Here is a 22,454-nt window from a genome sequence, read left to right on the forward strand (position 1 = left end):
GCACGCACCGTTTCGTGCACCGGCCCCCACGCGCGATAATCGAACGTGGGGCCGCGGCATGCGGGAAAGCTCGGACGTCCAAGCAGTGCCTGTGTGACTGCGGAGCGGCGTGAGCGCGGTCCGACCCACACAACCGGTGAAGGACAAGCACTCATGACGACGCCCACCATCGAGCTCAAGCCCTCCTCCAGCCCGCTGTCCGCCGCGGAGCGCGAGGCGATCCTGGCCAACCCGGGATTCGGCCGGCACTTCACCGACCACATGGTCACCATCCGCTGGACCGAGGGCCGCGGCTGGCACGACGGCCAGCTCGTGCCGTACGGCCCGCTCTCCCTCGACCCGGCGACCAACGTCCTGCACTACGCCCAGGAGATCTTCGAGGGCCTGAAGGCCTACCGCCGCCCCGACGGCTCCGTCGCCACCTTCCGCCCGGACGCCAACGCCCGCCGCTTCCAGGCCTCCGCGCACCGGCTCGGCATGCCCGAGCTGCCGGTCGAGACCTTCGTCGAGGCCTGTGACGTGCTGGTCCGCCAGGACCAGGCCTGGGTCCCGGCGCACGGCGGCGAGGACTCGCTCTACCTGCGTCCGTTCATGATCGCCACCGAGGTCGGCCTCGGCGTCCGCCCGGCCAACGAGTACCTCTTCGTCGTCATCGCCTCGCCGGCCGGCCCGTACTTCCCCGGTGGCGTCAAGCCCGTCTCCATCTGGGCCTCCGAGGACCGGGTCCGCGCCGTCCCCGGCGGCATGGGCGACGCCAAGACCGGCGGCAACTACGCGGCCTCCCTGCTCGCGCAGGCCGAGGCGGCGGCCAAGGGCTGCGACCAGGTCTGCTACCTCGACGCGGTCGAGCACAAGTGGGTCGAGGAGCTCGGCGGCATGAACCTGTACTTCGTGTACGGGAACAAGATCGTCACCCCCACCCTCACCGGCTCGCTGCTCGCCGGCATCACCCGCGACTCGCTCCTCAAGGTCGCCCGCGACCTCGGCTACGAGTCCGAGGAGGCCCGCGTCTCCATCGACCAGTGGCAGGAGGACACCGCGAACGGCACCCTCACCGAGGTCTTCGCCTGCGGCACCGCCGCCGTCATCACCCCGGTCGGCACGGTCAAGTCCGCCCGGGGCGAGTGGCAGCAGTCGGGCGGCGAGCCCGGCGAGGTCACGATGAAGCTGCGCGAGGCGCTGCTCGCCATCCAGACCGGCCGGGCCGAGGACGCCCACGGCTGGATGCACGAGCTGGGCAAGTAGCACCGGCTCCGGAGTCGTGACCCCGCCGTGGGGTCACGACTCCGAGTCCACCAGGGCGCCCGGGACGGTCACCGTCCCGGGCGCCTCCGCGTCCGGCGCCGGGCCGCCGGCCGGCCGCGCGGCCGGGGTGAGCACCGCGTACAGCAGACCGCCGACGATGCCGGAGAGCACGAAGCTGCAGTCGATGCCGCCGGTCAGGGCGAGCAGCGGGCCCTCGTAGAGCGGGGTGGACACCCCGGCCAGGCCCACCGCCGCGCCGATCGCCCAGGAGGCGGTGGCGCGCGGGTGCCAGCCCGCCGCGAACCAGTAGACCCCGCCGCGCGAGCGCCGGTTGTAGACCTGGAGCGCCTCCGCGTCGTACCCGCCGCGACAGCGCCGGTGCCCGATCAGGGTGATGACCGCCCAGGGGGTGCCGATCGCGGTGAGCAGCAGCACGAACGAGGTCATGGCGGTCTGCGCGTCCGAGGCGAAGTGCCCGAGGAAGACGAAGGCGGTGGCGACGGCCGCGACGACGAGGGTGGCGCGGGCGCGGGTGGCCTTCGGCAGGATCGCGTCCAGGTCCAGGCCCATCGAGTAGAGCATCAGGCCGGCGTTGCCGACCGAGCCGGCGGTGGCGGCGAGCAGCAGCGGCACCAGGTACCAGCCGGGGGACGCGGCGACCAGCGGGCCGGCGTAGTCGGCGCCGCCGCGGGCGGCGAGCGCGGTGAAGGTGCCGAAGAGCTGCGGCACGAGCAGGCCGACGAGCAGGCCGAGGCAGGTGGCGCGCCAGACCTTCCGCGGGCTGTGCTTCGCCGGCGAGATGTAGCGGGTGTAGTCGCCGAGCAGGGTGATGAAGGCGACCGGGCCGCTGAGCCCGGCGGCGACCGCGGAGAGCAGCCAGGTGGGCCAGAAGGAGCCGAGCAGGTACGGGGTGTCGGGCACGGCCGCGGTGGTGAAGTCCCCGGCGTAGGCGACGAGGCCGACGGCGAGCAGCACGGTCATGCCGAGCGCGAGGGCCTGGCTGAGCCGGAGCAGCAGCCGGTAGCCGTAGACCGCGCCGACCACGGTGAGCGCGGCGAGCAGCGCGTAGACGGCGGCGTGCACGGCGCCGCCGGTGGGCAGGCCGACGAGCCGCTCCAGGGTGCCGACCATCACGTCGCCGCCGATCCACAGGGTCAGCGCGGTGTAGCCGAGCGAGAGCAGCAGCCCGACCACCGAGCCGACCAGCCGGCCCCGGACGCCGAAGAAGGCGCCGGAGGAGGTGGAGAGGTTGGTGGCGGTGCGCAGCGAGACCAGTGCGAGTGGCGCGGTGACGGCGACGCCGACCAGGGTGCCGGCGACGACCGAGGTCACCGAGGCCCACCAGCCGAGGCCGAAGGAGACCGGGAGCCAGCCGAAGACGATCACGCCGAGGCAGAGGTTGGAGCCGAGCAGGATCGACACCAGGTCCCGGGGACCGCTGGTGCGTTCCTCCTCGGGGACGGTGTCGACTCCGCGCTGTTCTATCGCCATGAGCACTCCCAGATCGTGGGCACCAATTTTGAGCGCCGCTCTAGTCCTGGCCTGTCGTTCAATGTGAGGCACGCTTATTGGTCACGTCAATGCTTGGAAGATGGCGTCTCAGCATTTAGAGTGTCGCTCAAACAGGAGGTGTGACCACGTGCGACTGACCCCCACGGAACGCGACCGGCTGCTGATCTTCGGCGCCGCCGAACTGGCCCGCGCCCGCCGGGCCCGCGGGCTCCGGCTCAACGTCCCGGAAGCCACCGCGCTCATCGCGGACACCGTCTGCGAGGCGGCCCGCGACGGCAAGCGACTCGCCGAGGCGATCGAGGCGGCCCGCTCCGTGCTCGGCCCGGACGACGTGCTGCCCGGCGTCGCCGACGTGGTCACCGAGGTGCACGTCGAGGCCGTCTTCGACGACGGCTCCCGGCTCGCGGTGGTCTCCGACCCCATCGGCGGGGAGTCGCTGGGGGAGGGCGCGCCCGGCGCGCTGCTCCCGGGGCCCGGATACGAGGAGACCGCCCCGGCCGTCACCCTCGCCGTCCGCAACACCGCCGCCGTGCCGGTGAGCGTCACCTCCCACTTCCACTTCTTCGAGGCCAACCCGCGCCTCGATTTCGACCGCGCGGCGGCCTACGGCATGCGCCTCGCCATCCCGGCCGGCGCCTCCTTCCGCTTCGACCCCGGCGGCTCGGCCGAGGTCGGCCTCGTACCGATCGGCGGCGCCCGCGTCGCCATCGGCTTCGCCGGCCTGGTCGACGGCCCGCTGGACGCCCCCGGGGCGAAGGAGGAGGCCCTGCGGCGCGCGGCGGCCTGCGGCTACCTGGGCGCCGAGCCCGGCACGTCCGGCAAGGAGGACAGCTGATGGACCCCTACGAGTACGCCTCCGTGCACGGCCCCCGGGCCGGCGACCGGGTGGTCCTCGGCGACTCCGGCCTCGTCGTGCGCGTCGAGTCCGACTCCCAGCGGCCCGGCGACGAGTTCCTGGCCGGCTTCGGCAAGACCGCCCGCGACGGACTGCACCTGAAGGCCGCCGCCGTCCGCGAGACCTGCGACGTCGTCATCAGCAACGTGCTGGTGATCGACGCCGTGCAGGGCATCCGCAAGACCTCGATCGGCATCCGCGAGGGCCGCATCCACGCCATCGGCAGGGCCGGCAACCCGGACAGCCTCGACGGGGTCGAGGTGGTCGTCGGCACCGGCACCTCGATCGTCTCCGGCGAGGGCCTGATCGCCACCGCCGGCGCCGTGGACACCCACGTCCACCTGCTGTCGCCGCGGATCATGGAGGCCTCGCTCGCCTCCGGCGTCACCACCGTCATCGGCCAGGAGTTCGGCCCCGTCTGGGGCGTCGGCGTCAACTCGCCCTGGGCCCTCCGGCACGCCTTCAACGCCTTCGACGCCTGGCCCGTCAACGTCGGCTTCCTCGGCCGCGGCTCCTCCTCGGACCCGGCGCCGCTGGTCGAGGCGCTCGCCGAGGGCGGCGCCTCCGGCTTCAAGGTGCACGAGGACATGGGCGCCCACACCCGGGCCCTGGACACCGCCCTGCGGGTCGCCGAGGAGCACGACGTCCAGGTCGCCCTGCACTCGGACGGCCTCAACGAGTGCCTGTCCGTGGAGGACACCCTCGCCGTCCTGGAAGGCCGTACGATCCACGCCTTCCACATCGAGGGCTGCGGCGGCGGACACGTCCCCAACGTGCTGAAGATGGCGGGCGTGCCGAACGTCATCGGCTCCTCCACCAACCCCACCCTCCCCTTCGGGCGCGACGCCGTCGCCGAGCACTACGGCATGATCGTGTCCGTCCACGACCTGAAGACCGACCTGCCCGGCGACGCCGCCATGGCGCGCGACCGGATCAGGGCCGGGACGATGGGTGCCGAGGACGTCCTGCACGACCTCGGCGCGATCGGCATCACGTCCTCGGACGCGCAGGGCATGGGAAGGGCCGGCGAGACCGTACGCCGGACCTTCGCCATGGCCGGCAAGATGAAGGCCGAGCTCGGCCCGCTGGAGGGCGACGGTCCGCACGACGACAACGCGCGCGTGCTGCGCTACCTCGCCAAGCTCACCCTCAACCCGGCCATCGCCCACGGCCTCGCCCACGAGATCGGCTCCATCGAGACCGGCAAGCTCGCCGACATCGTGCTGTGGCGGCCCGAGTTCTTCGGCGCCAAGCCCCAGCTGGTGCTGAAGTCCGGCTTCCCCGCGTGGGGCGTCGTCGGCGACCCCAACGCCGCCACCGACACCTGCGAACCGCTCGTCCTCGGACCGCTGTTCGGCGGCCACGGCGCGACCGCGGCCGACCTCTCCGTGGCCTTCGTCGCCCAGGCCGCCGTCGACCTCGGCGGCGACCGGATGCCGACCCGCCGCCGGCGCGTCGCCGTCCGCGGCACCCGCGGCATCGGCCCCGCCGACCTCAGGCTCAACTCCCGCATCGGCGACGTCCAGGTCGACGGCCGCACCGGCCTCGTCTCGCTGGACGGCTCCCCGATCCGCTCCGAGGCGGCCGAGTCCGTCTCCCTCAACCGCCTCTACTTCCTCTGACCCCGCTAGGACCTGATCCCATGACGTACCGCATGCCCGCCGAGTGGACGCCGCACGAGCGCACCTGGATGGCCTGGCCCAGCCCCAACCCCACCTTCACCAACGAGGAGGAGCTGGCCGAGGCCCGCGAGGCCTGGGCCTGCGTGGCCCGCGCCGTCCGCCGCTTCGAGCCGGTCACCATGGTCGTGGCGCCCGGCGACGCCGACTCGGCCCGCGCCCTGCTCGGCGCGGACGTCGAGCTGGTCGAGCGGGAGCTGGACGACGCCTGGATGCGGGACATCGGCCCCACCTTCGTCAAGGACGAGCAGGGCCGGCTCGCCGCCGTGGACTGGGTCTTCAACGGCTGGGGCGGCCAGGACTGGGCCCGCTGGGAGCACGACTCCAAGATCGCCCGCCACGTCGCCGACGCCGCCGGCGTCCCGGTCCTGAGCAGCGCTCTGGTGAACGAGGGCGGCGCCATCCACGTCGACGGCGAGGGCACCGTCCTGCTCACCGACACCGTCCAGCTCGGCGCCGGCCGCAACCCGGAGTGGAACCGCCAGGAGGTCGAGGCCGAGATCCACGCCAAGCTCGGCACCACCAAGGCGATATGGCTGCCGCACGGCCTGGCCGGCGACTACGGCCTCTACGGCACCCAGGGCCACGTCGACATCGTCGCCGCCTTCGCCCGCCCCGGCACCGTCCTCGTGCACAGCCAGCAGAACCCCCAGCACCCCGACTACGAGCGCTCCCGCCTCTACGTCAACCTCCTGCGCGGCCAGACCGACGCCCAGGGCCGCCCCCTGGAGGTCATCGAGGTCCCGGCCCCGACCGTCCTCAAGGACGAGGAGGGCGACTGGGTGGACTACTCGTACATCAACCACTACCTGTGCAACGGCGGCGTGGTCCTCTGCGCCTTCGACGACCCGCACGACGAACTCGCAGCCGAGATCTTCCGCCGCCTCTTCCCGGAGCGCGAGGTCGTCCTGGTCGACGCCCGCCCGATCTTCGCGGGCGGCGGCGGCATCCACTGCATCACGCAGCAGCAGCCGGCGGTCTGAGCGCGCGGAGGGGGTGAGGTAGAACATACGGGTGAGTCAGAGCAGCAGCACGCCGCCCCACCCCCGCCGCCGCAACCAGGCCGCGCCGCCCCGCGAGGACGTGCTCGCCGCCGCCATGGACACCATCGCCGAGCGCGGGCTCGACGGGCTGACCATGGCCGGGCTCGGGCGGCAGGTCGGGATGAGCAGCGGGCACCTGCTCTACTACTTCCGCACCAAGGACGAGCTGCTGCTGCGGACGCTCGAGTGGAGCGAGGGCCGGCTCGGGGTCCGGCGCGGGGCGCTGCTCGCCGGGCCCGGCACGGCCCGGGAGCGGCTGGACGGCTATGTGGACGTGTACGTGCCGGACGGCCCGCGCGACCCGCACTGGACCCTCTGGCTGGAGGTCTGGAACCGCTCGCAGAACGCCGACGACGACGCCCGCGCCCGGCAGGCCGCCATCGAGGGTGCCTGGCACCGCGACCTGGTCGCGCTCCTCGCCGAGGGCGTCTCGCGCGGCGAGTTCCGGCCGGTCGACCCGGACCGCTTCGCGCACCGGATGCGGGCCCTGCTGGACGGGTTCAGCGTGCACGTGGCGGTCGGCATCCCCGGCACGGGGAGGGAGCAAGTCCTGGCCCATGTACGGGAGTTCATCGCCGAAACCCTCATTCCGTGACCGTTAGGCACGCAAGTACTCCTGATCGTTGTCCGGTGCACCCTTGTTGCCGCCCGGCGCTCTCCGGCACGGTTCGGGGCCATGGGACGAGAGCACTGGAAGAAGATCTGGGTCGGCTCGGCCGGCAACATGGTCGAGTGGTTCGACTGGTTCGTGTACGCGAGCTTCGCGACCTACTTCGCGGGGGCGTTCTTCCCCGAGGGGAACGACACCGCCAAGCTCATGAACACCGCCGGCATCTTCGCCGTCGGCTTCTTCATGCGCCCGGTCGGCGGCTGGCTGCTCGGCCGGGTCGGTGACCGCAAGGGCCGCAAGGCGGCCCTCACCCTCACCGTCACCCTGATGTCCGCCTCGGCGGTCCTCATCGCCGTCGCCCCCACCTACGCCGTCGCCGGCTACGGCGGCGCCGCCGTCCTCCTGGTCGCCCGGCTCCTCCAGGGCCTGTCCGTCGGCGGCGAGTACGCCGCCAGCGCCACCTACCTCACCGAGGCCTCCGCGCCGCGGCACCGCGGCTTCGCCTCCAGCTTCCAGTACGTGTCGATGACCGCCGGCCAGATCCTCGGCCTCGGCCTGCAGATCATCCTCCAGCGGACCATGTCCACCGAGGCCCTGCACGGCTGGGGCTGGCGCATCCCCTTCATCGTGGGCGCCCTCGGCGCCGCCGTCGTCTTCTACCTGCGGCGCACCATGCTGGAGACCGAGGTGTACGAGGAGAGCGCCGACGCCGGCGTCGCCCAGGGCCAGCAGGGCACCCTCAAGGCGCTCTGGGCGCACAAGCGCGAGGCCTTCCTCGTCATCGCGCTCACCATGGGCGGCACGGTGGCCTACTACACGTACACCACCTACCTCACCAAGTACCTCTCGAACTCCGCCGGACTGCCCAAGCAGTCCGCCACCCTGGTGTCCTTCTGCGCGCTGATCGTCTTCGCCTGCCTCCAGCCGCTGGCCGGCCGGCTCTCCGACCGGATCGGGCGGCGCCCGCTGCTCATCACCTTCGCGGTCGGCTCCACCCTCCTCACCGTGCCGATCATGACGATGCTCCAGCACGCCGGGTCCTTCTGGCCCGCGCTCGGGCTCTCCCTGCTCGCCCTGGTCGTGGTCACCGGCTACACCTCGATCAACGCCTGCGTGAAGGCCGAGCTCTTCCCCACCGGCATCCGCGCGCTCGGCGTCGCCCTGCCGTACGCCATCGCCAACGCCCTCTTCGGCGGCACCGCCGAATACGTGGCCCTGTGGTTCAAGGACGCCGGCGTCGAGTCGGGCTACTACTGGTACGTGGCCGGCTGCGCGGCCGTCTCCCTGATCGTCTACCTGACCATGCGCGAGACCCGCGACATCGACCTCGGCCGGGTGGGCGGCGCCCCCGCGCCCGAACCGAAGCGAGATCAACTGCCCGTATCGTGAGACCGGCGTCCCGCTGAAACCGGACCTGTGCCAGAATTCCGGCGTGCTTGCTACCACGATGATTATCGGCAGCAGCGCGCCGGTCCGCAGTGGCCGCTGATTCGCGGAACGACCCCCGCGGCAGTGGACACCGTGCCCCAGACCCGCGCGCAGACCTCTCGCACCCGCGAGGGGTTTTTTCGTTTTCCGGCCCCACCTCCGCCGGAAGCGGACGACGCGTGAGAATGGGGGCAAGTGGATCCATACCTTCCGGAGCCACATCCGACAGGAGCCATCACAGCCATGACCACGGAGAACGCCGAGGGTTCGCGCCTCGACGACAGTTTCCATGTCTTCGACACCACCCTGCGCGACGGAGCGCAGCGGGAAGGCATCAACCTCACCGTCGCCGACAAGCTCACCATCGCGCGGCACCTGGACGACTTCGGGGTCGGCTTCATCGAGGGCGGCTGGCCCGGCGCCAACCCGCGGGACACCGAGTTCTTCGCCCGGGCCCGGCAGGAGATCGCCTTCAAGAACGCGCAGCTCGTCGCCTTCGGCGCCACCCGCCGGGCCGGCGGCAGCGCCGCCGACGACCCGCAGGTCAAGGCCCTGCTCGACTCCGGCGCCCCGGTGATCACCCTGGTCGCCAAGTCCCACGACCGGCACGTCGAGCTCGCCCTGCGCACCACCCTCGACGAGAACCTGGAGATGGTCCGCGACACCGTCTCCCACCTGCGCGCGCAGGGCCGCCGCGTCTTCGTCGACTGCGAGCACTTCTTCGACGGCTACAAGGAGAACCCCGCGTACGCCAAGGCCGTCGTCCGCACCGCGCACGAGGCCGGCGCCGACGTCGTCGTGCTCTGCGACACCAACGGCGGCATGCTGCCCGCCCAGATCCAGGCCGTGGTCGCCACCGTCCTCGCCGACACCGGCGCCCGGCTCGGCATCCACGCCCAGGACGACACCGGCTGCGCCGTCGCCAACACCCTCGCCGCCGTGGACGCCGGCGCCACCCACGTCCAGTGCACCGCCAACGGCTACGGCGAGCGGGTCGGCAACGCCAACCTCTTCCCGGTCGTCGCCGCCCTCCAGCTCAAGTACGGCAAGCAGGTGCTGCCCGAGGGCGCGCTCGCCGAGATGACCCGGATCTCGCACGCCATCGCCGAGGTCGTCAACCTCACCCCCTCCACCCACCAGCCGTACGTCGGCGTCTCCGCCTTCGCGCACAAGGCGGGCCTGCACGCCTCCGCGATCAAGGTGGACCCCGACCTCTACCAGCACATCGATCCCGAGCTGGTCGGCAACACCATGCGGATGCTGGTCTCCGACATGGCCGGCCGCGCCTCCATCGAGCTCAAGGGCAAGGAGCTCGGCGTCGACCTCGGCGGCGACCGCGCCCTGGTCGCCCGGGTGGTCGAGCGGGTCAAGGAGCGCGAGCTCCAGGGCTACACCTACGAGGCCGCCGACGCCTCCTTCGAACTGCTGCTGCGCGAGGAGGCCGAGGGCCGGCCGCGCCGCTACTTCCGCACGGAGTCCTGGCGCGCGATCGTCGAGGACCGCCCCGACGGCACCCACGCCAACGAGGCCACCGTGAAGCTGTGGGCCAAGGGCGAGCGGATCGTCGCCACCGCCGAGGGCAACGGCCCGGTCAACGCCCTCGACCGGGCGATCCGGGTCGGCCTGGAGCGCATCTACCCGCAGCTCGCCAAGTTCGAGCTGATCGACTACAAGGTGCGCATCCTGGAGGGCCGGCACGGCACCGAGTCCACCACCCGGGTCCTGGTCACCACCAGCGACGGGAACGGCGAGTGGTCCACGGTCGGCGTCGGCACGAACGTCATCGCCGCCTCCTGGCAGGCCCTGGAGGACGCCTTCACGTACGGACTGCTGCGGGCCGGGATCGACCCGGCGGAGTAGGCGCACGGCGGGTCTCGGGGTTCTCGGGGGTCCTCAGGGTCTCGGGTTGTCAGGATCCTCGGGGGTCTCAGGGGGTCTCGGGGTCCTCTCCGGGATATCCCCTATGTCCTGTTCGATGGTGTTCGGGTAGCGTCGAACCATGAGGACCAGGGCCCTTCCCGTGCTGCCCGCCCTCGGCGGGCTGCTCCTGCTGCTGCTCCTGGTCCTGGCCCCGTCCGCGGGGGCCAGGGCCACGGGGGTCTCCGACGTGGCCGCCGCCCTGAAGCAGGGCCCGGTGTACGTGGACCCGGGGGCGGCCGACCAGCTCTCGAAGAGCGACGCGGACGCCCTCGCGCGCAAGATCAAGGACGCCGACAAACCCCTCTTCGTGGCCGTGCTCCCGGCGAACGCGCAGTTCCCGCCCGAGAACCTGCTGCGCAACGTGCGCACCCAGACCGGCATCACCGGGCTCTACGCGATACGCCTCGGCGACCGCTTCGACGCGGGCGCCGACCGGGCCGTGATGTCGGGCGCCGCCGTGGACAACCTGGTCACGGCCGTGCAGCAGCCCGGCGTGGACGCGAGGACCGAGCTGAACGACTTCGTCGACCAGGCCCTGCCGACCATGCGCGGCTCCGCCCCGGCCTCCTGGGGCGGCGCCGCCGACGACTCCGGGGTGCCGGTGGCCGGGCTGGTCGTGCTCGGCGGCGTCGTGGTGGCCGGTGGCGCCGGCGCCTACGCGGTGGTGCGGCGCAACCGGCGCCGCAAGGAGGCCGAGGAGCGTGCCGCCCTGGACCGGCTGCGGGTCGTCGTGGACGAGGACATCACCGCCTTCGGCGAGGAGCTGGAGCGGCTCGACTTCCACCCGGCCGAGGCCGGCGCCGACGACGCCATGCGCGGCGACTACGAGCGGGCCCTCGACGCCTACGACACGGCGAAGTCCCGGATGGGCGCCGTGACCCGGCCGCACGAGGTGCGGGAGGTCACCCAGGCCCTGGAGGACGGGCGCTACTCCCTCGCCGTGCTGGCCGCCCGCCGGGAGCACCGGCAGCTGCCCGAGCGCCGCCCGCCCTGCTTCTTCGACCCCCGCCACGGACCCTCGGCCGGGGACCGCACCTGGACCCCGGCGGGCGGCGCGCCCCGCCAGGTGCCGGTCTGCGCCGCCGACGCGGCCCGCCTCGACGACGGCCAGGACCCGCGGGCCCGGACCGTCGAGACCGACACCGGCCGCCGCCCCTACTGGGAGGCGGGCCCGGCGTACGGCCCCTGGGCAGGGGGCTACTTCGGCGGCGGCATGCTGCCGGGCCTGCTGGTCGGCACCATGCTCGGCTCGATGCTTTCCACCCCCGCCTACGCGGGGGAGTACGGCGGCGGTGACTTCCAGGACTTCCAGGGCGGCGACTTCTCCGGCGCCGACTTCAACCCGGGTGACTTCGGCGGCGGAGACTTCGGCGGTGGGGGCGGCTTCGATGGAGGCGGCGGCGGTTTCGACGGCGGAGGAGGCTTCTGACGTCCGGCGGGACCGGGCTCCGGCCCGGGTCGCCCGTCAGACCAGCGGCTTCACCGACATCAGCAGGTGGCGGTGGGTGGCCCCGCCGGCGTCCGGGGTGCCGGTGGTGTCCGCGGTGTCCGTGATCAGGGCACGCTGGCCCGGGCCGAGGAGGCGGAGGGCCAGCTCCGGGGTGTCGAAGGAGCCGAGCGCGTCCAGGAGGTAGCCCGGGTTGAAGGCCACCGTCAGGGGCGCGGATCCGGACGGGGAGCCGGTCAGGGAGGCGGGCAGGCGCTGGGAGGCCACGTCGTCCTCGTAGCCCGCCTGGAGGTGGACGGTGGTCCCGTCGAAGGTCAGCTGGACCGGGCTGTCGCCCTCGGCGACCACCGCGACCCGCTTCACGGCCTCCACCAGCGGGCCGCGGGCGGTGATGGCCACCGCGTGCTCGCCGAGCGCGAAGAGCTTGTCGTGCCGGGGGAGCCGGCCGTCGAGCAGCCGGGTCGTGGTGCGCGTCCCGCCGCTCTCGAAGCCGAGCGAGCCGCCGTCCAGACCGAGCCGGACCGTCCCCGCGCCCGCGAGGGAGCGGGCCAGCTCGGTCAGCCGGCGGGCCGGCACGACGACGTCCAGTGCCTCGGCCGGGGCGTCCGCCGCCGGCTTCCACTCCAGGGTGCGCACCGCGTAGCGGTAGCGGTCGGTCGCGGCCAGGGTCATCGTCGTGCCGTCCAGGCCGAGCCGGATGCCGGTGAGGACCGGCAGCGCATCGTCCCGGCCGGCCGCGACCGCCACCTGCCCGACGGCCGCCGCGAACGCCGCCGCGTCGACCTCGCCGCGCGGCGCGGGCAGCCCGGGCCGGTCCGGGTAGTCGTCCAGCGGCAGCAGCGAGAGCCCGAAGCGGGCCCCGCCTCCGGTCACCGACAGGCGCGCCCCGTCCACGGCGCACTCCACCGGCCCCTGCGGCAGCACCTTGCAGATGTCGAGCAGCCGCCGCCCGAGCACCAGCGCCCGGCCCTCCCCGAGCACCTCGGCCTCGGCCTCGGTCCGGGCGGACGCCTCGTAGTCCAGGCCGGAGACGGCGAGCCGGCCGTCCGCCGCCTCCAGGAGCAGACCGCCGAGTACGGGCACGGGGGAGCGGGCGGGCAGGACGCGGGCCGCCCAGGCCACGGCCTCGGTCAACGCACCGCTGTCGATGTGGAATTCCATGCCGGGGACGCTAGCGACCGCCACTGACAATCGGCCCGGGGCGGAAATCCCGGAGCGGGAATCCCGTAGCGGGAATCCCCGGGCGGGAATCCCAGGGCGTCCTTGATCGTTCCTTGGAGGGAACGAGCGTTCCGCGGGACGGCTCGCGGACCCAGGGGGAGGGGCGGTCATGACGCAGGTCCACGGCACCGTGGCGAGCGGATTCGAGTCCGTGCGGGAGGAGTTCGCGACGGTCGCGGACGGGGAGGCGCGCGACGGCGGCGCCCAGCTCGCCGTCTACCACCGGGGCGAGCTGGTGGTCGACCTGTGGGGCGGCGAGGGCGTGGACGGTGACACGCTGCTCGCGCTCTACTCCTCCTCCAAGGGCGTCACCGCCCTGGTCGCCGCCCTCCTGGTGCAGGACGGCGCGATCGAGCTGGACCGCGAAGTGAGCGCGTACTGGCCGGAGTTCGCCGCCGAGGGCAAGGGCGCCGTCACCGTGCGGGAGCTGCTCGCGCACCGGGCCGGCGCCATCGGCGCGACCGGCGGCTTCAGCCTCGCCGAGCTCGCCGACGACCGCGTGGTCGCCGCCCGGGTGGCCGCCCACGCCCCGTACTGGACGCCCGGCACCGGCCACGGCTACCACGCGCTGACCTTCGGCGCCCTGGTCGGGGAGGTGGTGCTGCGCGCCACCGGCCGCACGGTCCAGGAGCACTACGCGGAGCGGGTGCGCGAGCCGTACGGCGCCGACTACTTCCTGGGGCTGCCCGAGGAGCTGGAGGCCCGCTTCCGCACGGCCCTGCCGGTGCGGCCCACTCCGGCCCAGGCGGCCTTCGAGGCGGAGCACCCGGTGGCGCCGGACAGCCTGCTCGCGGTCGCCTTCGACCAGCAGGCCGACCCGCCCTTCGACGTCCTCGCCTACGGCAACTCCCGCGCGGTGCACGCGGCCGCGCCGCTCTCCGGCGGCGGCGTCGGCACCGCGCGCGGCCTCGCCCGGGTCTACGCGGCGGTGGCCGGCGAGCTGGACGGGCGGCCCCCGCTGCTGAAGCCGGAGACGCTCGCCGAGTTCTCCCGTACGCACTCCTCGGGCACCGACCTGGTCACCGGCGAGTCCAACGCCTTCGGCCTCGGCTTCGTCCCGCTCGCCACCCGCTACCCCTCCCTCGGCCCCACCGCCGTCGGCCACAGCGGCGTCCCCGGCAGCCAGTCCCTCGCCGACCCCTCCCGCACCCTCTCCTACAGCTACGCCCGCCGCCGCTTCGGCTTCCTCTCGGGCCCCGGCGCCCCGGAGAACGCCCGCCTGATCGCCGCGGCCACGGCGGCGGCGGACCGCCGGGACGGCCGCGGCTGAGTACGCCTCCGGGGCGCCGGGGGGGCACACCGTCCCGGAAACACCACCGCCCGGCAGCCCTGGGGGCTGCCGGGTGCGGGGTGACGCGCTGTCGCGGGGGCGCGGGGCCGGTGGGGTGCCGGCCCGGGCGATCCGGGGGATCCGGGGGGATCAGGCGGCGTTCTTGATGGCGGAGATGTCGAAGGTGAGCTTCACCTTGTCGGAGACCATGACGCCGCCGGTCTCCAGGGCCGCGTTCCAGGTCAGGCCCCAGTCGGAGCGCAGGATCTCGGCGGTGCCCTCGAAGCCGACCCGCTCGTTGCCGAAGACGTCGGTCGCGGTGCCGTTGAACTCCAGGTCGATGGCGAGCGGCTTGGTGACGTCCTTGATGGTCAGGTCGCCCGTGATCCGGTACGTGTCGCCGCCCAGGTAGGCCGCCTCCGTGGAGCGGAAGGTCATCAGCGGGAAGGTCTCGGCGTCGAAGAAGTCGGCGCCGCGCAGGTGCCCGTCGCGGTCCGCGATGCCGGTGTCGATCGAGGCGATCTTGACATCGATGGAGGCGCTGGAGGCGGCCGGATCCGTGCCGTTGAGCTTCAGCTTGCCCTCGTACTCGGCGAAGGAGCCGCGGACGTTGGTGACCATGGCGTGCCGGACGGTGAAGCCGATGCTGCTGTGGGCCGGGTCGATGGTGTAGTCGCCGGTCAGGGCGGCCAGGGCCGGGTCGACGGGGAGGGTGGCGACGGCGGAGGCGGACTCGGTGTTGTTCTTGCGGTTGAAGAGACCCATGACGTGCTGCTCCTTGGGGACGGTGCGCGGGGGTGGGTGCGCTTGGTCGTGCATTCGTTGAACCTTCAACGACATCGACCATAGACCTATTCCGTTCAACTTTCAACATCTAGCGCGAGGGGATTCCCCGGGACGGCCCCGGCCCGCCGCCCGCCCGTCATCCACTCGTCGTCGACGCCCTCTGGCGGACGCGCGTAGAACTGCGGCACCATGCCCAGGCACCACCTGCACAGCCGTCCCCAACCGTCACGGTCATCCGCAGGAGGCAACCCTCGTGAAGTCCCCGATGAGACTCCGCTCCGTCCTCACCGCGCTCGCCCTGGTCCTGGGCGCGCTCCTCGCGCCCGGCTTCGGCGTCCTCACCGGCGCCGGCGACGCCCACGCCGCCGTCACCAAGATCAGCCACGCCACCGCGACCTCGATGTTCCGCGAGGTCGGCATCACCTGGTCCTCGTCCGGCAACTGCTCGGACCGCTACAACTCCAGCTGTACGTCCTTCGAGCAGCTCAACCTCGCCACCGCCCAGGGCGCCCAGACCCTCAAGCGGGCCAGCGGCTGCGCCCTGAACATCACCGGCGGCACCGAGACCGGCCACGCGAGCGGCACCTACTCGCACTGGAACGGCTACAAGCTCGACTACAGCAAGTACACCTGCATCGGCAGCTACATCAAGAACACCTTCACCTACATCGGCCTGCGCGGCGACGGCGCCCCGCAGTGGAAGTCCGGCTCCGGCAACATCTACGCCGACGAGGGCAACCACTGGGACGTCACCTACTACAACTGCGGCGGCTGCTGAGCCGGTCGGCCCTCTCCCGGCCGCCCCGGCGCCACCCGCGCCGAGGCGACTTGGACTAACCGGAAGGGATTGTTGGACTGGCGGCGCCCTCGGCGCACGATCTCGTTGACGGTGCTCCGTCACCCAGGCCAACTGGTGCGCATGTCGCACCCCTACCCCCGTTCCGCCGCGCGGCGGCCGCGCACCGCGCGTGCGCTGGCCGCCGCCACCGCCACCATCGCCGTGCTGGGCCTCGCGGGCCCGGCCCGCGCCCAGTCGCCGGGCCCCTCCTCAGCGGCCGCCGCCGAGGCCGTCATCGGCTCGGCCGAGCTGGCCGTCGCCGTCGCCGGGGACTTCCCCCGCGTCCTGTCGTACACCGACCGCGGCACCGGCGCCCGGTTGCTCGGCTCCACCGCACCCGTCACCCAGGTCGTCCTCAACGGCACCGGACACCCGGTCCGCACCACCGCCGCCCCCGTGGTGACCGCCGACTCCGCCGCGTACACCCTCGCCTTCCCCGACCTGCCCGGCGTCGAGATCGACGCCCGGCTGAGCGTCCGCGGCAGGGCCACCACCTTCGAGGTCACCGCCGTCCGCGACACCGAGGCCTTCCGGGTCGGCACCCTCGACATCCCCGGCCACGACCTGGTCTCGGTCGGCTCCGCCGACCCCGGCGCCGGCACCGCCTTCACCCGGCTCGACCCCGACTCCACCCGCACCGCCGACGTCTTCACGAAGATCACCGGCGCGACCCCGGCCGAGGCCGCCGCCACCGGCGCCAGCTACGCGATCGTGCACACCGGCCGGCTCGCCGCCGCCGTCGAGTCGAACTCCTCCTACGACCGGCCCGCCGGGCCCTCCGCCCGGGACGGCGCCCGCTTCTGGCACCAGGCCCGCACCCGCACCACCGACACCGGAGCCACCGAGACCCGGGTCGGCGTCTGGTCCGGCCAGTGGACCTACCGCGGCGCCGGCGCCCCCGCCCCGGAGAGCGGCCCGAACCTGCCGCGCGCCCAGGTCGTCGTCACGCCCGACGCCAACGCCGACGGCACCGTCGACTGGCAGGACGGCGCCCTCGCCTTCCGCACCATCGGGGTCCGGGCCCCCGGCAGCGAGGAGACCCCCGACCGGGTGGTCGCCCACATCCCCTTCAACTTCGCCTCCCAGGCCACCCACCCCTTCCTGCGCACCCTCGACGACGTCAAGCGGATCTCCCTGGCCACCGACGGACTCGGCCAGTTCGCACTGCTCAAGGGATACGGCTCCGAGGGCCACGACTCCGCGCACCCCGACTACGGCGGCAACCACAACAAGCGGGCCGGCGGCCTCGCCGACCTCAACACCCTGCTCCACGAGGGCCGGAAGTGGGGCGCCGGCTTCGGCGTCCACATCAACGCCACCGAGGCCTACCCGGAGGCCAGGAACTTCAGCGAGACCCTGGTCGACAAGACGAAGCCCGGCTGGAACTGGCTCAACCAGAGCTACTACATCGACCAGCGCCGGGACGTGAACAGCGGCGACCTCGCCCGCCGCCTCAAGCAGCTGCGCGACGAGACCGACCCCAACCTGTCGACGCTCTACATCGACGTCTACTACACGCACGGCTGGATCGCCGACAAGACCGCGCAGGCCGTCCGGGCCCAGGGCTGGAACCTCGCCACCGAGTGGTCCGAGAAGTTCGAGCGGGCCTCCCTCTGGTCCCACTGGGCCAACGACCTCGACTACGGCGGTGCCACCAACAAGGGCCTCAACTCGCAGATCGTGCGGTTCATCCGCAACGGCGAGAAGGACGTCTGGAACGACCACCCGGTCCTCGGCCACACCGCGCTCGTCGACTTCGAGGGCTGGACCGGCGAGACCGACTTCACCGCCTTCACCGCCAACGTCTGGCAGCGCAACCTGCCCGCCAAATACCTCCAGCACCAGCGGATCACCCGCTGGGACGGCAACGACATCACCTTCACCGGAGGCGTCCGCGGCACCCTGGAGAACGGCCGCCGCACCTTCTACGAGCACGGCCGCAAGGTCCTCGACGGCGACGCCTATCTGCTGCCCTGGGCCGACGGCCGCGGCGGCACCAAGCTCTACCACTACAACAAGGCGGGCGGCCGCACGAGTTGGGCCGTGCCCGGCACCGGCCCGTACACCGTCTACGAGCTCACCGACAACGGCCGCCGCAGGACCGGCACCGTGACCCCTGCCGACGGCCGGATCACCCTCGACGCCACCGCCGGCCGGCCCTACGTCCTCTACCCGGACCGGGCACCCGAAGCGCCGGACCCGCGCTGGGGCCAGGGCACCCCCGTCAAGGACCCCGGCTTCAACGACGCCGCCCTCGCCGCCTGGACCACCACCGGCACCGTCGCCCGCGACACCGACGCCCAGGGCCGCAACAGCGCCCGGCTCACCGGCCCCGCCACCGCCTCCGTGCGCCAGCGGATCACCGGCCTGAAGCCCGGCGCCCGCTACACCGCCTCCGCCCTCGTCGAGGTCGAGCCCGGCGCCACCCGCCCCACCACCCTCTCCGCCGGCGGCCGCTCCGTCACCGTCGAGCGCTCCGCAGTGGAGAACCGGGTCGCCGCCTCCGACTGGAACGGCACCCGCTTCCAGCGCGCCAAGGTCACCTTCACCGCGCCCCCCGGCGGCACCACCACGCTCCGCGTCGAGGCCGCCGCGGGCAGCTCCGCCACCGTCCGGGTCGACGACGTCCGGATCGTCGCCAACGACCCCGCGGGCAAGCCGGGCGCCCTGGTGTACGAGGACTTCGAGGCCGTCGACCAGGGCTGGGGCCCCTTCCTCAAGGGCGACGCCGGCGGCACCACCGACCCGCGCACCCACATCGCCCAGCTGCACGCCCCCTACACCCAGGCGGGCTGGAACGGAAAGGCGATCGACGACGTCCTGGACGGCGCCGAGTCCCTCAAGTCCCACGACGAGAACAGCGGACTGGTCTACCGCACCGCGCCCTGGACCGTGCCGATGAAGGACGGGCACCGCTACCGCGTCTCCTTCGACCACCAGTCCAGCCACGCCGGCGCCTACGAGTGGGTCACCGGCTACGACCGCACGAGCGGCCCCCGGGGCGGCGCCGTCGAGACCCGCCGCACCCCGATCGGACAGCAGCGGACCACCGGGCACTTCACCGAGACCGTCACCGCCGGCTGCGGCGACACCTGGACCGGCCTGCGCAAGCGCGCCGACGCCCCCGACGGCGCCGACTTCGTCCTCGACCGCTTCACCGTCACCGACCTCGGCCCGGCCCCCGAACGCGCCGCCTGCGGCACCCTCGCCGTGACCGCGCCCGAGGCCCTGGAGCCCGGCCGGGCCAACACCGTCACCGTCGACTACGCCAACGACGAGACCGGCACCGTCTCCGGCGCCCGCGCGAGCCTCGCCCTGCCCGCCGGCTGGACCGCCGAACCCGCCGGGCCCGTCACCCTCGACCCGGTCGCCGCCGGCGGCACCGCCACCGCCACCTGGCGGGTCACCCCGCCCGCCGACGCCGCCTACCGCCCGTACGAGCTCGGCGCCACCCTGGCGTACGAGACGGACGGCACGCCCCGCACCCTGAGCGCGGCCACCACCGTCCGCACCCTGCCCCCGCCGCCCACCGCGGACGTCTGGGCCAGCGACCTCGACTGGACCACGGCGTCCAACGGCTGGGGCCCGGTCGAGAAGGACGGCTCCAACGGCGAGACCGGCAGCGGGGACGGCGGGCCGCTGCGGATCGGCGGGGTGACCTACGCCAAGGGGCTCGGCACCCACGCCCCGGCCCGGGTGCGCTACTACCTGGGCGGCCACTGCACCTCCTTCACCGCCCAGGTCGGCGTGGACGACGTGCAGACCAGCCGCGGCAGCGTGCGGTTCGCCGTCCTCGCCGACGGCACCGAGAAGGCGGCCTCGCCGGTGCTCCGGGCCGCCGACAGCGCCTGGAGCCTCACCGCCGACGTCACCGGCGCCTCGTACGTGGACCTCGTGGTCGGCGACGGCGGCGACGGGAACGGCAACGACCACGCGGACTGGGGCGAGGCGCGCTTCCACTGCGCGGCCTGAGCGCCGGGAGAAAGCGCTTGCGGTGCTCATTGATTGCGTCGGAACGGGGGTGTTACACCGGGCGCCGACCGGTCTCCACCACTTCCCCCGGGAGGCTCCCGTGTCCCTGCCCCTCTGGTCCCGCCGCACCTTTCTGAGCACCACCGCCGGCGCCGCCGCGGCCCTCGCCCTGTCCCCGTCCCCGGCCGCGCACGCCGCCGGGAACGCGGACGAGTTCGAGGCGCTGCGGCTGCGCTGGCTCGACCTCCAGCTCGGCTCCGGCTACGACGCCGGGGCCGAGCCCTACGCCTCCCGGCTCGCCGAGACCGGCACCCTGGCCCGCGGCTTCCGCGCCGCCATGGCCCCCACCGACACCACCCTGTGGCCCGGCGTCCCCTTCGACCCGCCGTCCGGCATCACCCAGAGCTACGGCCGGCTGTGGACCATGACCCAGGCCTACCTCCAGGAGGGCACCGGCTCCACCGGCGACCCCGGCCTGCTCGCCGACGTGCTGCGCGGCCTCGACCACCTCTCCGCCCGGGTCTACCGCGCGGGCACCGCCCGCTACGGCAACTGGTGGGAGTGGCAGATCGGCTCCCCGCGCCTCCTCATGGACATCGTCGCCGCCCTCCACCCCCTCCTCGGCGCCGAGCGGATCGCCGCCGCCTGCGCCGCCGTCGACCACTTCGTCCCCGACTCCGCGCTCGGCTCCTACACCGGCACCTCCACCGGCGCCAACCGGGTCGACCTGTGCCGCTCCGTCGCCCTGAGGGGGGTCCTCGGCGCCGACCCGGCCAAGATCGCCCTCGCCCGCGACGCGCTCTCGCCCGTCTTCCCGTACGTCACCAAGGGCGACGGCCTCTACGCCGACGGCTCCTTCGTCCAGCACACCTGGGTCGCCTACTCCGGCACCTACGGACAGGTCATGCTCGACGGCCTCGGCCGGCTCTTCACCCTGCTCGCCGGGTCCCGCTGGGAGGTCACCGACCCCGCCCGGCAGATCGTCCTCGACAGCGTCGAGCACGCCTACGCGCCCCTCCTCTACGACGGCCTGATGATGGACAGCGTCAACGGGCGCGCCATCAGTCGCGGATACCTGAGGAACGACGAGCGCCGGATCATGCGCTCCGACCACTTCCACGGCCAGGGCGTCATCGCCGCCATCGCCCTGCTCGCCGGCGGCGCGAGCCCCGCCGAACGCGAGCGCTGGCACGCCCGGGTGAAGGGCTGGATCGAGCGCGACACCGTCTCCCCGGTCCTCCGGGCCCGCCAGTTCGGGGTCGCCGACCTCGCCCGGCTCCACGCCATCGCCGACGGCCCCGTGCCCGCCGCCCCCGAACCCACCGGCCACCGCCTCTTCGCCGCCATGGACCGGGCCGTGCACCGGCGCCCCGGCTGGGCCGCCAACATCGCCATGGCCTCCGAGCGGATCAGCCACTACGAGTGCGGCAACGGCGAGAACCCGCGCGGCTGGCACACCGGCAGCGGCATGCTGTCCTGGTGGACGGCCGGTCAGGGCGGCCAGTACACCGACTGGTTCTGGCCCACCGTCGACCCCTACCGGCTGCCCGGCACCACCGTCTCCACCAAGCGCCTCGCCGACCGCGCCGGCGGCGAGTGGGGCGCGCCCCGGCCCGCCGTGACGTGGGTCGGCGGCACCACCGACGGCGAGTTCGCCGCCGTCGGGCAGCACCTCAAGGGCCTCGGCTCCACCCTGGAGGCCCGCAAGTCCTGGTTCTGCGCCGCCGACGCCGTGATCTGCCTGGGCGCCGGGATCACCGCGCGCGACGGCGTGCCGGTCGAGACGGTCGTCGACAACCGCAACCTCGGCGATGGGGGCACCTCCCGGACGGAGTCCGGGGGAGGCTCCGCCGCCCTCACCACCGGTCCGGGCTGGGCCCACCTCGAAGGCCACGGCGGCTGGGTCTTCCCGGCCGGCACGCGGAACCTGCGCACCCTGCGCGAGGACCGCACCGGCGCCTGGAGCGACATCAACACCACCAGCTCCACCGAGCGCCGCACCCGCCGCTACCAGACCCTCTGGTTCGACCACGGCACCGACCCGGTGGACGCCTCGTACGTCTACCTCCTGATGCCCGGGGCCGACCCGCGCACCCTGGCCGCCCGCGCCGCCGACCCCGGCTGGCTGCGGGTCCTCGCCAACCGCGCCGAGCTCCAGGCCGTCGCGGTCCCGTCCCTCGGACTGACCGCCGCCAACTTCTGGCGGGCCGGTACGGTGGAGCGGATCGCCGTCACTGCCCCCGCGAGCGTGCTGCTCCGCCGGACGCGGACCGGCGTGACGGTGCGCACCGCCGAGCCGGTGCGCTCGGGACAGCCCTACGAGCTGCGCTGGGACCGCCCGGTCCGGGCGGTGACCGCCCGCGACGACACGGTCGAGGTGCTGGCCGCCGGGGCGGCCGGGCTGCGCCTGCGGATCACCCCGGGCACGGCCGGCGCCACCCACGGCTGCGAGGTGCTCGTGTAGGGGCCGTCCAGCGGGCCCGGAGGGGCGGACGCGCGGAGACCGGCAGGCGTCTATGTGGAAACCCTACAATCATCCGGGCCTGCTGGCTGTGGACTCGGCCTGGTGGGGCAGCGGTTCTGTCACG

Annotated in this window: 15 protein-coding genes; 12 read left to right on the top strand and 3 right to left on the bottom strand. The window is 73.5% G+C overall.

All coding sequences use genetic code 11. From position 1 onward, the window contains the following. Positions 1 to 153 precede the first annotated feature (153 nt). A complete protein-coding gene (locus ACIGW2_RS06330) occupies positions 154 to 1,245 on the top strand; it encodes a branched-chain amino acid aminotransferase (protein WP_399841444.1) in 1,092 nt (363 codons plus the stop codon). A 33-nt stretch (positions 1,246 to 1,278) separates the two neighbouring features. Here ACIGW2_RS06330 and ACIGW2_RS06335 read toward each other — a convergent pair whose 3' ends face one another. Then, a complete protein-coding gene (locus ACIGW2_RS06335) occupies positions 1,279 to 2,736 on the bottom strand; it encodes a cytosine permease (RefSeq protein ID WP_399841447.1) in 1,458 nt (485 codons plus the stop codon). 148 nt (positions 2,737 to 2,884) lie between these two features. Between ACIGW2_RS06335 and ureA the strand changes: the two genes are divergently transcribed. The 7 genes from ureA to ACIGW2_RS06370 all read left to right on the top strand — a co-directional run bounded on the left by ureA (position 2,885) and on the right by ACIGW2_RS06370 (position 11,761). Continuing rightward, positions 2,885 to 3,592 carry an urease subunit gamma gene (gene ureA / locus ACIGW2_RS06340; protein ID WP_399841450.1) on the top strand — a complete coding sequence of 236 codons (708 nt, stop codon included), beginning with the start codon at positions 2,885 to 2,887 and terminating at the stop codon, positions 3,590 to 3,592. Continuing rightward, the gene (locus ACIGW2_RS06345) at positions 3,592 to 5,274 is read left to right on the top strand and encodes an urease subunit alpha (RefSeq protein WP_399841452.1); all 1,683 of its coding nucleotides are present in this window, start codon (positions 3,592 to 3,594) and stop codon (positions 5,272 to 5,274) included. The genes ureA and ACIGW2_RS06345 overlap by 1 nt, the downstream gene beginning before the upstream one ends. Before the next feature lie 20 nt (positions 5,275 to 5,294). After that, positions 5,295 to 6,314, top strand: coding sequence for an agmatine/peptidylarginine deiminase (locus tag ACIGW2_RS06350; RefSeq protein WP_391652639.1), 1,020 nt, complete (start codon positions 5,295 to 5,297; stop codon positions 6,312 to 6,314). Between the two features lie 115 nt (positions 6,315 to 6,429). Beyond that, on the top strand, positions 6,430 to 6,969 hold the full coding sequence (locus ACIGW2_RS06355) for a TetR/AcrR family transcriptional regulator (RefSeq protein ID WP_391652938.1): 540 nt from the start codon (positions 6,430 to 6,432) through the stop codon (positions 6,967 to 6,969). Positions 6,970 to 7,050: 81 nt separating this feature from the next. Next, positions 7,051 to 8,373, top strand: coding sequence for an MFS transporter (locus ACIGW2_RS06360; protein WP_391652640.1), 1,323 nt, complete (start codon positions 7,051 to 7,053; stop codon positions 8,371 to 8,373). Between the two features lie 282 nt (positions 8,374 to 8,655). Continuing rightward, positions 8,656 to 10,272 carry a citramalate synthase gene (gene cimA, locus ACIGW2_RS06365; RefSeq protein ID WP_391652642.1) on the top strand — a complete coding sequence of 539 codons (1,617 nt, stop codon included), beginning with the start codon at positions 8,656 to 8,658 and terminating at the stop codon, positions 10,270 to 10,272. A 139-nt stretch (positions 10,273 to 10,411) separates the two neighbouring features. After that, positions 10,412 to 11,761 carry a hypothetical protein gene (locus tag ACIGW2_RS06370; RefSeq protein WP_391652643.1) on the top strand — a complete coding sequence of 450 codons (1,350 nt, stop codon included), beginning with the start codon at positions 10,412 to 10,414 and terminating at the stop codon, positions 11,759 to 11,761. A 36-nt stretch (positions 11,762 to 11,797) separates the two neighbouring features. Here the strand turns inward: ACIGW2_RS06370 and dnaN are convergent, their stop codons facing one another. Next, a complete protein-coding gene (dnaN, locus tag ACIGW2_RS06375; RefSeq protein WP_391652644.1) occupies positions 11,798 to 12,940 on the bottom strand; it encodes a DNA polymerase III subunit beta in 1,143 nt (380 codons plus the stop codon). A gap of 169 nt (positions 12,941 to 13,109) precedes the next feature. Here dnaN and ACIGW2_RS06380 point away from each other — a divergent pair, with 169 nt between their 5' ends. Next, complete coding sequence (locus ACIGW2_RS06380; RefSeq protein WP_399841456.1) at positions 13,110 to 14,270, top strand: serine hydrolase domain-containing protein; 1,161 nt, start codon at positions 13,110 to 13,112, stop codon at positions 14,268 to 14,270. A 150-nt stretch (positions 14,271 to 14,420) separates the two neighbouring features. On the opposite strand, the gene ACIGW2_RS06385 is transcribed toward ACIGW2_RS06380, so the two are convergent. Next, on the bottom strand, positions 14,421 to 15,035 hold the full coding sequence (locus ACIGW2_RS06385) for a YceI family protein (RefSeq protein WP_391652939.1): 615 nt from the start codon (positions 15,033 to 15,035) through the stop codon (positions 14,421 to 14,423). A gap of 286 nt (positions 15,036 to 15,321) precedes the next feature. On the opposite strand from ACIGW2_RS06385, the gene ACIGW2_RS06390 reads away from it, so the two are divergent. The 3 genes from ACIGW2_RS06390 to ACIGW2_RS06400 all read left to right on the top strand — a co-directional run bounded on the left by ACIGW2_RS06390 (position 15,322) and on the right by ACIGW2_RS06400 (position 22,330). After that, complete coding sequence (locus tag ACIGW2_RS06390; protein WP_361586358.1) at positions 15,322 to 15,834, top strand: hypothetical protein; 513 nt, start codon at positions 15,322 to 15,324, stop codon at positions 15,832 to 15,834. A 141-nt stretch (positions 15,835 to 15,975) separates the two neighbouring features. Then, positions 15,976 to 19,866, top strand: coding sequence for an endo-alpha-N-acetylgalactosaminidase family protein (locus ACIGW2_RS06395; protein ID WP_399841459.1), 3,891 nt, complete (start codon positions 15,976 to 15,978; stop codon positions 19,864 to 19,866). A 106-nt stretch (positions 19,867 to 19,972) separates the two neighbouring features. Continuing rightward, positions 19,973 to 22,330: a polysaccharide lyase 8 family protein gene (locus tag ACIGW2_RS06400; RefSeq protein WP_399841710.1), complete on the top strand. Its 2,358-nt coding sequence runs from the start codon at positions 19,973 to 19,975 to the stop codon at positions 22,328 to 22,330. The last annotated feature ends 124 nt before the right edge of the window (positions 22,331 to 22,454 follow it).

The sequence above is a fragment of the Streptomyces sp. NPDC053541 genome, from assembly GCF_044544705.1.
Classification (GTDB): domain Bacteria; phylum Actinomycetota; class Actinomycetes; order Streptomycetales; family Streptomycetaceae; genus Streptomyces.